The sequence below is a fragment of the Streptomyces griseorubiginosus genome, assembly GCF_017614965.1.
Classification (GTDB): Bacteria; Actinomycetota; Actinomycetes; order Streptomycetales; family Streptomycetaceae; genus Streptomyces; species Streptomyces griseorubiginosus_B.
The window spans coordinates 37,340-47,233 of sequence record NZ_WVUG01000031.1 but is presented as its reverse complement, the minus strand read 5'-3'; the positions used below and the strand labels follow the sequence as shown (position 1 = coordinate 47,233).

10 protein-coding genes are annotated in these 9,894 nt (G+C 73.4%); 3 read left to right on the top strand and 7 right to left on the bottom strand.

Annotated features, from left to right (window positions below):
* The first annotated feature begins 39 nt into the window (after positions 1-39).
* Positions 40-618: a GNAT family N-acetyltransferase gene (locus GRC12_RS09190; protein WP_208778688.1), complete on the top strand. Its 579-nt coding sequence runs from the start codon at positions 40-42 to the stop codon at positions 616-618.
* Between the two features lie 6 nt (positions 619-624).
* Here GRC12_RS09190 and GRC12_RS09185 read toward each other — a convergent pair whose 3' ends face one another.
* The 4 genes from GRC12_RS09185 to GRC12_RS09170 all read right to left on the bottom strand — a co-directional run bounded on the left by GRC12_RS09185 (position 625) and on the right by GRC12_RS09170 (position 3,807).
* Entirely contained in the window at positions 625-1,047 is a 423-nt protein-coding gene (locus tag GRC12_RS09185) for an acyl-CoA thioesterase (RefSeq protein WP_208778687.1), read from the bottom strand.
* A 65-nt stretch (positions 1,048-1,112) separates the two neighbouring features.
* Complete coding sequence (locus GRC12_RS09180; protein WP_208778686.1) at positions 1,113-1,736, bottom strand: hypothetical protein; 624 nt, start codon at positions 1,734-1,736, stop codon at positions 1,113-1,115.
* A gap of 121 nt (positions 1,737-1,857) precedes the next feature.
* Positions 1,858-2,457 carry a histidine phosphatase family protein gene (locus GRC12_RS09175; RefSeq protein WP_208778685.1) on the bottom strand — a complete coding sequence of 200 codons (600 nt, stop codon included), beginning with the start codon at positions 2,455-2,457 and terminating at the stop codon, positions 1,858-1,860.
* A gap of 141 nt (positions 2,458-2,598) precedes the next feature.
* On the bottom strand, positions 2,599-3,807 hold the full coding sequence (locus GRC12_RS09170; RefSeq protein WP_208778684.1) for a pyridoxal phosphate-dependent aminotransferase: 1,209 nt from the start codon (positions 3,805-3,807) through the stop codon (positions 2,599-2,601).
* 87 nt (positions 3,808-3,894) lie between these two features.
* Between GRC12_RS09170 and GRC12_RS09165 the strand changes: the two genes are divergently transcribed.
* Entirely contained in the window at positions 3,895-4,521 is a 627-nt protein-coding gene (locus GRC12_RS09165) for a winged helix-turn-helix transcriptional regulator (RefSeq protein WP_208778683.1), read from the top strand.
* A gap of 45 nt (positions 4,522-4,566) precedes the next feature.
* On the opposite strand, the gene GRC12_RS09160 is transcribed toward GRC12_RS09165, so the two are convergent.
* The 3 genes from GRC12_RS09160 to GRC12_RS09150 all read right to left on the bottom strand — a co-directional run bounded on the left by GRC12_RS09160 (position 4,567) and on the right by GRC12_RS09150 (position 8,259).
* Complete coding sequence (locus GRC12_RS09160; RefSeq protein WP_208778682.1) at positions 4,567-5,379, bottom strand: hypothetical protein; 813 nt, start codon at positions 5,377-5,379, stop codon at positions 4,567-4,569.
* Positions 5,379-6,650, bottom strand: a complete 1,272-nt coding sequence (locus GRC12_RS09155) for a VWA domain-containing protein (protein WP_208778681.1) — start codon at positions 6,648-6,650, stop codon at positions 5,379-5,381. Before GRC12_RS09155 ends, GRC12_RS09160 begins: the two co-directional genes overlap by 1 nt.
* Positions 6,651-6,759: 109 nt before the next feature.
* A complete protein-coding gene (locus GRC12_RS09150) occupies positions 6,760-8,259 on the bottom strand; it encodes an IucA/IucC family protein (RefSeq protein ID WP_208778680.1) in 1,500 nt (499 codons plus the stop codon).
* Positions 8,260-8,351: 92 nt separating this feature from the next.
* Between GRC12_RS09150 and GRC12_RS09145 the strand changes: the two genes are divergently transcribed.
* The gene (locus GRC12_RS09145) at positions 8,352-9,842 is read left to right on the top strand and encodes an IucA/IucC family protein (RefSeq protein WP_208778679.1); all 1,491 of its coding nucleotides are present in this window, start codon (positions 8,352-8,354) and stop codon (positions 9,840-9,842) included.
* Positions 9,843-9,894: the final 52 nt, after the last annotated feature.

The window sequence follows — 9,894 nt, the reverse complement described above, 5'->3', positions numbered from 1 at the left end:
GGCCCGGTGGGGTGTGCGCCGTCTGCATAGGGTCGGGGCATGCAGAAGATCGTGAGCCGGCTGACCGTCCCCGCCACGCCCTCGGCCCCCGCGCTGGTGCTGCGCCCGTGGCAGACGGCCGACGTACCGGCGCTGGTCGACCTGATCGGTGACGAGGCGATGCGGCGCTGGACGAGCTGGGACGTCGAGGACGCGGCCGGTGCGGGCCGCTGGGTCCGGGCGCAACGGCGGGGGTGGGAGGCCGGTGACCGCTTCGCCTTCGCCGTCGTGGAAGCGGCCGACGGCGAGGACGCCGAAGGTCCCGGCACCCCCGTCGGGCACGTGGTGCTCAAGCGGCCCCTCCCCGGTGCCTCCTCCGCCGAGGTCGGTTACTGGACCGCCGCTCGTGCCCGTGGTCGCGGGGTGGCGCCCCGGGCGGTGCGGGCGCTGACCGAGTGGGCGTTCGAGGCGTTCGCCGGGGAGGGGCTGGTCCGTCTCGAACTCCGGCATCAGGTCGACAACGCCGCCTCCTGCCGGGTCGCCGAGAAGTGCCGGTACGGACTGGGCAAGGTGCTGCCCGCCGCACCGCCCGCCTTCCCGCTCGACGGACATGTGCATGTGCGGACGCGGGAGAGCTGAGCAGGCTCAGAAGCCGAACACGCTCGGGTCCGTCGCCAACTCCTCGAAGAGCTTCCGCGGTTCGGGGACCAGCCGGCGCTGCTCCAGGTCCATGATCCCGCCGACCGCCGTGATCTCGGCCGCCACCGTGCCGTCCGCCTTGCGGATGGTCTGCTCGATGCGGAACGTCTTGCCCTCGGACCAGGCGAACGCGCACGTCACCCGGACCTCGTCGCCGGCGATCAGCTCCCGCAGGTAGCGGATGGTCGTCTCCAGGGCCACCGGGCCGACGCCTCTGCCGATCAGCTCCGCCTGGCTGATCCCGGCCGCCCGCAGTAACGACCATCGGGCGTGTTCCGCGTAGTTGAGATAGACGGCCTGGTTGAGGTGACCCTGTACGTCGGTCTCGTACCCGCGCACGGTCACCGGGACGGAAAACGGTTCGCTCACTGCTTCCTCTCCTCGTACGGCTCGCACAGTTGGACGATGTGACCGACCGATCTTGGCATGCCGTCCTACGCGCGGCGAGGCGACGCCAGCAGATAACGGGTGCCCGCGCGTGGGTCGTTGTGCTCGCTGACCTGCCAGCCGGCCCGCTCCAGCGTCCCCGCGCAGGCCCGCAGCGACCCGGTGTCCGGCTCGTGCACGGCGACCGCCTCCGGCTGCGGGGTCGTCCGCACCCGGTATCCCGGACCGTCCCCGGTCGCGGGCCGGTGGCCCGCCGCTTCCAGGGCGAGCGCCGCGGCCTGCACCAGATGCGACCGCTCCCAGCCGCACGGCCGGTGCGTCGCCCCGTCCCGGTTGGTCATCCGGCGCAGCTCCAGCAGCCCCTGCCAGGCGCTGTGCACCTCCCGCGAGCGGCCGGGCCCGTCCGCCGGAGACCCCTCGCCGCCGACCCGCGCCGCGAACACCCCGGTGGCGGGCGCCTCCGCCTCGACCGGCGCCCGGGGTTCCTCCGACTCCCGTATCCGATGGCCGGCCGGGGTCAGGAAGTGGTCGTGCGGCGGCCGCGGGTGCCGGAAGGCCAGCCCGCGCTTCACCAGGGCCGCGAGCTGCGCCTCCGTGCCCCTCAGCCGCCCGGTGACGGGATCGGCGGCGTCGATGACACGCCGCTGTGCGGCGGTCGGCGGTCGTGTCACGGCGTGCTCCCTCCCGGCGCGGAACGTCCTCGACGGCCACGCACCCCGCCCCCACCTGGTGCGTTCGGCTCATTCGAAGACTACGACGGGGGTCTGACAACGGCGTGCCTGCCGGGCGCCGCTACTGCCCCGGCCGGATGTTCCAGCCCGCGATCACCGGCCGCCCGTGCTCCGTACCCAGTCGGCACAGTGTCCCGGTCGCGAGCTGGAACAGCGCCCCGCCCGACGGCGGCAGACCGAGCCGCCGGGCGGTCAGGACCCGCAGGACGTGCCCGTGCGCCACGAGCACCACGGCGCCCTCGGTGTCCGCGAGGGCCGCGTCCACCCTGGCCAGCACCCGGTCCGCGCGCGCCCCGACCTGCTCTGGGGTCTCCCCGGGGTGCTCCGGCGGCCCGGGCGCCACCCCGTCCGTGAACAGGAACCACCCGGGCCGCTCGCGCTGGATGTCGGGGGTCGTGACGCCCTCGTAGGCACCGTAGTCCCACTCCCGCAGATCCGGGTCCACCCGCACGTCCCGCAGCCCGATCAGCTCGGCCGTGTCGCGGGCCCGCTGCAGGGGGCTGACGAACGCGGCCGCGATGCGGTGCGAGCGGATCAGCGGCACCAGTCGCCGCGCCTCCTCCCGCCCCCGCTCGGTCAGCGGAACGTCGCTCGACCCGGTGTGCCGTCCGGACCGCGACCACTCGGTCTCACCGTGCCGGACGAGGAAGACGTCACCCATGCGACCAGGCTAGGAGCCCGGCGCCGCGTGCGCCCGGTGAGCCACAGGCGGTTCAGCCGGTGTCCGCCCGGTGAGCCACGGCGGTTCAGCCGGTATCGCCCGGTGAGCCATGGCCGATACCGCCGGTGTCCGCCTGTTGGGCTACTGCCGGTACCCGCTCAGGAACCGTCCGATCCGCCCGATGGCTGCCTCCAGGTCCTCCGCGTGGGGGAGGGTGAGAATACGGAAGTGGTCGGGGGTCGGCCAGTTGAAGCCCGTGCCCTGGACCACCTGGATCTTCTCCCGCAGCAGCAGGTCCAGGACGAACCTCTCGTCGTCGTGGATCTTGTGCACCTTCGGATCGATCCGAGGGAACGCGTACAGCGCGCCCTTGGGCTTCACGCAGGACACCCCGGGGATCTCGTTGAGCTTCTCCCAGGCGACGTTGCGCTGTTCGTGCAGCCGCCCGCCCGGGGTGGTCAGCTCGCGGATGGACTGGCGGCCGCCGAGCGCGGCCTGGATGGCGTACTGGGCGGGCGCGTTGGCGCACAGCCGCATGGAGGCCAGCATGGTCAGGCCCTCCAGGTAGTCGCGGGCGTGCTGCTTCGGGCCGGTGACCACCAGCCAGCCCGAGCGGAAGCCGGCCACCCGGTACGTCTTCGACAGCCCGCAGAAGGTGAGCACGACCAGGTCGGGGGCGAGGGCCGCGGCGCAGTGGTGCACGGCGTCGTCGTAGAGGATCTGGTCGTAGATCTCGTCGGCGAAGACCATCAGACCGTGGCGGCGGGCCAGGTCGAGGATGCCCTCGACGATCTCCTTCGGATAGACCGCGCCGGTGGGGTTGTTGGGGTTGATGATCACGACGGCCTTGGTGCGGCCGGTGATCTTCGACTCCATGTCCGCCAGGTCCGGGTACCAGTCGGCCTGTTCGTCGCAGAGGTAGTGAACGGCCTTGCCCCCGGCGAGCGTTGTCACCGCCGTCCACAGCGGGAAGTCGGGTGCGGGGATCAGGATCTCGTCGCCGTCCTCGACCAGCGCCTGTACGGCCATGGAGACCAGCTCGGAGACGCCGTTGCCGAGGAAGACGTCGTCGACGCCGACCTCCAGGCCGAGGGTCTGGTAGCGCTGGGCGACCGCGCGGCGGGCGGAGAGGATGCCGCGGGAGTCGGTGTAGCCGTGCGCCTGGGGGAGCATCCGGATCATGTCCTGGAGGATCTCCTCCGGCGCCTCGAAGCCGAAGAGCGCGGGGTTGCCGGTGTTCAGGCGCAGCACGCTGTGGCCCGCCTCCTCCAGCGCGTTGGCGTGCTCGATCACCGGTCCGCGGATCTCGTAGCAGACCTCGCTGAGCTTGTTCGACTGCCGGAACTCCATGCTCGCTCGCCCCTCCGCTTTCGTGTGTTGCTTGGTTTTACCAAGTTCGAGCTTGGAAAGTCCAACAACCTGTCTAGACTGCGTCGCATGTCACCTCGCCGAAGCTACGACCAGTACTGTTCCGCAGCCCGTGCCCTGGATCTGGTGGGCGACCGCTGGACCCTGCTGATCGTCCGGGAGCTGCTGGCCGGACCCCGCCGCTACACGGACCTCCACGCGGACCTGCCGGGCGTGAGCACGGACGTCCTCGCCTCCCGGCTGAAGGACATGGAGCGGGACGGACTGACGAGCAGGCGCCGGCTGCCCCCGCCCGGAGCGGCGTACGTCTACGAACTCACGGCCCGGGGACGCGAGTTGCTGCCCGTGCTGCAGGCGCTGAGCCTGTGGGGGCAGGAGGAGCTCGGCGACCGGCGGCCCACGGACGCCCTGCGCGCCCACTGGTTCGCGCTGCCCCTGCTGCGTGCCCTGGAGGGGGAGGGGCTGGTCGAAGTACGGCTGGAGGAAGGCGACTTCCACCTGTACGTCGGGGCCGAGGACGGCCCGGTGTACGGCGACGGACCCGCTCCCGGCGACCCGGACGCGCGGCTCGTGCTCGACGCGGAGACCTGCGCGGCCCTGGCACGCGGGGAGGTGACGCTCACCGACGCGGTACGGGACGGGCGGGTCACCGTGACCGGTGACGGCACCCTCGCGAAGGGGCTGAGGGAGGCATGACGAAGGGGCCCACCGTGGCGGCACGGTGGGCCCCTTGACGTACCGTCAGGCTCCCGGCGGCACCCGCGTGGGCCGGCCCGCGCCCCGTGTCAGCGTGTAGCCGCCGATCCCCGCGAGGGCGGCCAGGATCGCGCCCACCCCGGTCCACACCCACCGGTCGGACCACCAGCCGGACGACCAGCCGTCCTCGGGCTCGATGCCGGACAGCACCGCCGGCTTCGACGAACCGCCGTCGTCCGCCTCGGACTTGGACGACACGGCGATCCCCGGCACCAGGGGCTTCGCCAGCGAGCCGTCGACCGCCGCCGAGCCGCCGATGTCCTTCGAGCCGACCTGGAGGGAGGCCTCGATCGGCTGGCCGAGGTCGGCCGTGGTCAGGTTCACCACCGTCAGCCGGACGTAGTACGTGCCGGGCAGCGGGTCGTTCGCCCACGGCTCCGACCAGGCACGGACCGTACGCAGCACGCAGGCCAGGTCGACCGACGCGGCGCCCCGCTCCGCCGTGCGCGTCTGCGCGCCGTACTGGCAGGCCTGGCGGCGGCGCAGTCCGTCGTACACGTCGATCTGCCAGGTCTGGGCCGCGTGCGTGCCGGGCAGTTTCACCGTCGCCTTGACGGTGGGCCGCTGACCGGCGTCCGCGGGGAAGGACCAGTACAGGTAGTCGCCCGTGGAGGCGCTCGCGGTGGCCCGCTGTCCCTGGTCGATCTCGGCCGCCGTACGGAACGACGTGCCCGCCGTGGTCGGCGCGCCGCCGTCCGAGGAGGACGCCGAGGGCGACGGCGAGGAGTCGGCCGCCGCGGGGCCCGCCGCGAGCCCCAGGGCCAGCAGGGTGGCGCTCAACACTCGTGTGATCCGCATCAGTTGGTCCTCCAGACCGCGACCCGCCAGCGCGACAGCCAGCCCCAGATCAGACCGGCCAGGAACCCGACCAGCACCAGCAGCCCGAGCAGCCACCAGCCGCGGCCCAGCCCGAAGGAGGCCACGTCGCTCGCGTGCGAGGGGCCGTCGACCACGTCGACGGTCAGCTCCAGCGGCAGGCCCGGGGTGGTCTTCACGCCCGAGGCGGCCGAGAAGGAGTTCGTGACCTGCAGGCACACCGTCTCGGCGGCCGGTTTGTCGCTGTCGTCGTCCCGTTCGGGCTTGGGATAGCGCAGCCCGGTGGAGATGACGTCCGTGCGCCCGTCGCCCGCGGCCTCCCCGCGCACGATCTCGCGGCCGTGCACGGTGACGGCCCGCAGCAGCGCCCCGTAGGCGGGACTGACGGCGCGGTCGGCCGCCACGCTCACCGAGGCGCGCAGCTCCTGCCCCGCCTGGACGTCCACCCGGTACCAGCGCTCCTGCCCGAACTCCTCGCGGTCCGTGTAGAGACCGGACTTCAGGGTCGGCGCGTCCGTGCACCGTCCGGCGCCCTCGGTGGCCACCGGCGTCACCACCGGGTCGGCCGCGCGGTCCACCAACTGGTTGACCTTGTCGGTGAGTTCGTCGGTGTGCTCGACCGAGGTGTACGTGCCGCCGGTCGCCTCGGCGATACAACTGAGCTGCTTGTTCAACTTGGTGCTGGGAACCAGGCCGAGCGTGTCGATGGTCGTGCCGATGCCCTTGGCGGCGATCTCGCGCGCCACCTCGCACGGGTCCAGCGGGGCGCAGGTGTCCTCGCCGTCGGTGATCAGCACGATCCGCTTGGAGCCCGCACCGCTGCCGAGGTCGTCGGCCGCCTTCAGCAGCGCCGGACCGATCGGCGTCCAGCCGGTCGGCGAGAGGGTCGCCACGGCCGTCTTGGCCTCGGTGCGGTCGAGGGTGCTGACCGGGTAGAGCTGCGCGGTGTCCTTGCAGCCCGTCTGCCGGTCGTTGCCCGGGTAGTTGGCGCCGAGCGTGCGGATGCCGAGCTGGACCTCCTCGGGCGTGGCGTCGAGCACCTCGTTGAACGCCTGCTTCGCCGCCGCCATCCGGGTCCCGCCGTCGATGTCCCGGGTCCGCATGGAGCCACTGACGTCGAGCACGAGGTCGACCTTGGGCGTGGCCTCGCCCGTGGGTTCGCCGGCACGGGCCGCGGCCGGGAGGACGAGCCCGGCCGCCAGGGTGGCGAGCAGAGCGCACACTCCTGCCGCCAGCCGTTGTGTTCTGATCATCGGCGGATCCTATTGATCAGTCGGGCCGTGATCCAAAACGAGCGGGGTGGTATGTGACATAGCACCGAGAAAGCACAGTGCATCGCAGTGCTATGTCACATACCACCGCTCAGCGCAGCGGGTTGGGCAGCCCGGTCCACTGATCACCCGCCACCCCCGGCGACATCCGCATCAGCGTCAGCGCCTTCGTCGGCAGTGGCTCCGCGACCAGCGCGGCCAGATCGGGCGTGCGCGGCAGGTCCCGTACGGCCCTCTCCAGCGCGGCCCCCAGCGCCGGCGCCGAACCCGCCGTACCGGCGAGGGCGCCCGCCACCAGCGAGCCGAACAGCTTGCGGCGCAGGGCCGTCACGTCGTCCGTGACGATCCGGCCGGTCAACTCCGGGACCGGGATGCCGTTTGCGGCCAGCCGGGCCGGGCTGACCCGGATGTCGGCGAGGTCGCGGTAGACCAGCCGCAGCGGGGCACCCGTGCGGGACAGGACCACCAGAAGGTTCTGGCCGTGCGCCTCGAGCGCCACACCCAGCTCCAGAAGGCGCAGGCCGACGGTGAGGGTGAGACGCGTGAAGTCGGCGAGCCAGGAGGGGGATTCGGGCAGCGTGGTGGTGGCCAGTGCCCCCACCGGCACCACCCGCTCGCCGCTGTCCGTCGCCGCGTACGTCTGCGGCGACTCCCGCAGCACGGCGGCGAGGTCCGGCGAGTCGGCCGTGGCCGCGCCCAGCGTGCGGGTGACGTGCAGCAGACCGTCCGAGCGCGCGGCCAGCGACCGGGCGAACGACGACAGCGTGGCCGAAAGCCCCACCGAGTAGACCGAGATGTCCCGCACCGACGACGTCAGCCGGGCGCTCAGCGCGGTCTTGACGTGCGGCCCGCCCGGCAGGGCGAGCGTGCGCAGCGACATCAACGGGTGCGCGGCGCGCCACCCCTCGCAGCTCCCCTTCAGCACATGCGCCGCCTGCCACGGATGCACCGGCAGCAACAGCCGCCCCCCGTCCCGCAGTTCGTCCGGCCACTGGCCGGTCACCAGACACTCGCGCGCCGCCACCGCAACCGTCCCCAGCTCCACGACGGGCCGGTGCTCGGGCCCGTACGCGAGCTGCTCGGCCACCGAGAAGCCGGGCCGGGAACGGCAGCCCGGATGGTACGGATGCCCGTCGACCACCCGCTGCTCCCACTCCCAGTCGGCGACGGGCCACTCGTCGGCGCGCGGTCCTTGTCCGGCCCGCGACAGCGCCAACGAGGCCACGCCGTGCCCGAGCTCGGCCGCGAAGTCGGCACCGTGCGGCACCGCGAGGGCGGTCATCAGCCGCGCCGGATGATCGTACGTCACACCGTCGAGCCGTACGGCGCTCACGTACGCGGCGGTCGCGTACGGGTCCGCGGCCGGGCCGTGCAGCCGGCGACCGTCGGCCAGACGCAGGGTGAGCCCGTCCGGGCCCCGCTCCCGGCCCGCGATCCACGGCAGCGGCTCATGGGCGAGGGCCCGCCACAGCCGGGTCAGCACGGCCGCCCGGGCGCCGGACAGCTCGGCGTCGTACCGTGGCAGCAGACCGGGGCGCACGGCGGCCAGCTCGTCGGCGACCTCGGTCTCCGCGGGGTGGGGACGGTGCACGGGCGGGCTCCTCGGGGCGAGTACGGCGTCACGGACAGGGGGCGACGGCCTCCATACTGATCATCTTCGACCGAACGGACCTCAGGGAACGAATGGATCGCGTGGACCTCATGCCCCCGCCCGCCGGTGACGACGCCGACCGCGCCGACGCGTACGCCGCCGCACCGCTCCTCAACTGTCTGCTGCGCGAGGTCGCCGAGCCACTGGGGCGGACGGCCGCCCACCGCACGTACCGGCTGCCCGGCACGGGCCGCAGGCTGCGCGTCCGGGGTGAGCGGCGGCCCGCGGAACCCGAGGTCCACGCGGGCGGGGAGTGGCACCGCATCGGCCACACCGAGCTGGTCAAGCTGGTCTGCGAGGAGCTGCGCCACCACACCGGCCTGTCCAACCACGAACTCCCCGCCGAGATGATCGACAGCCGGGACGCCGTGGCCGCGCTGCTCGCCGCCCGCGCCCGCGCCGCGGTGCCCGAGGACCCCTACCGGCGCTCCGAGCAGTCGCTGATCACCGGCCACCCCTACCACCCGGCGCCCAAGGCGCGCGGCGGAGGTCCGGTGGCGGCCTGGCTGCCGTACGCCCCCGAGGCGCACGCGCGGTTCCCGCTCGCGCTGCTCGGCGTCCGCGAGGACACGGTCGTCGAGGAGGGCGACACCTCCGCCCTGGACGCGCTGGGCGAGGCGCCGCCCGGCTACCGGCTGTTGCCCGCGCACCCCTGGCAGCTGGAGCTGGTCCCTCTCGCGGACGCCTTCGCGGACGGGCGGCTGATCCGGCTGGGCACGACGGCCTTCGACACCTGGCCGACGGCCGCGATCCGGACGCTGTACGCCCCCGGCGAGGACCTGTTCCTGAAGTTCAGCCTGGATGTGCGCATCACCAACGACATCCGTCGACTCTGGCGCCACGACCTGCGAAAACTCCGCCGTACGGACGAGGCGGCCGGCCGCGCCCTCGCCGGGACTGCGGGGGCCTGGCTGAGCGACCGGGGCTACCGCACGGCCGGCTTCGCCTTCGAGGAGCTCGCGGTGCTGGTCCGGGACGGGTTCAGCGCCCACCTGCCGTCCGGCACGACCCCGCTGCTCGCCGCGGGCCTGGTGGAGGGCTTCGACGGCGACCCGCTGCGCGGTGCCGCGGACCCGGCGGCCTGGTGGGAGGCGTATCTGCGGGCCGTCGTACCGCCCGCGCTGGACGCCTTCGCCGGTCACGGCGTCGTCCTGGAGGCGCATCTGCAGAACACGCTGGTCGCGGTCGACGGAGACGGCATGCCCGTGCGGGCGCTGTTCCGGGACGCGGAGGGTGTGAAACTGCTGCCCGAGGTCCCCCGCGCGGCCGGCTGGGAGCGGCTGGTGTACTGCCTGGTCGTCAACCACCTCACCGAGGTCGCCGCCGCCCTGGCCGAACACCGTCCCGGCCTCGACCCCTGGCCCGCCGCCCGCCGCGAACTCGCCCGCCACCACCTGCCCGAGGCCGCCGCCCTCCTGGCCTCCCCGACCCTCCCCGGCAAGACCAACCTCCTGCTGCGCTGGACCGGCGCCGACGGCGCGGACGCCCGCTATCTGCCGCTGCCGAATCCGCTGGCCGGCTGACGGCCCGCGCCGCGCCGACGGCGTCAGACGCCGACGGCGCTTACGGCGGGCG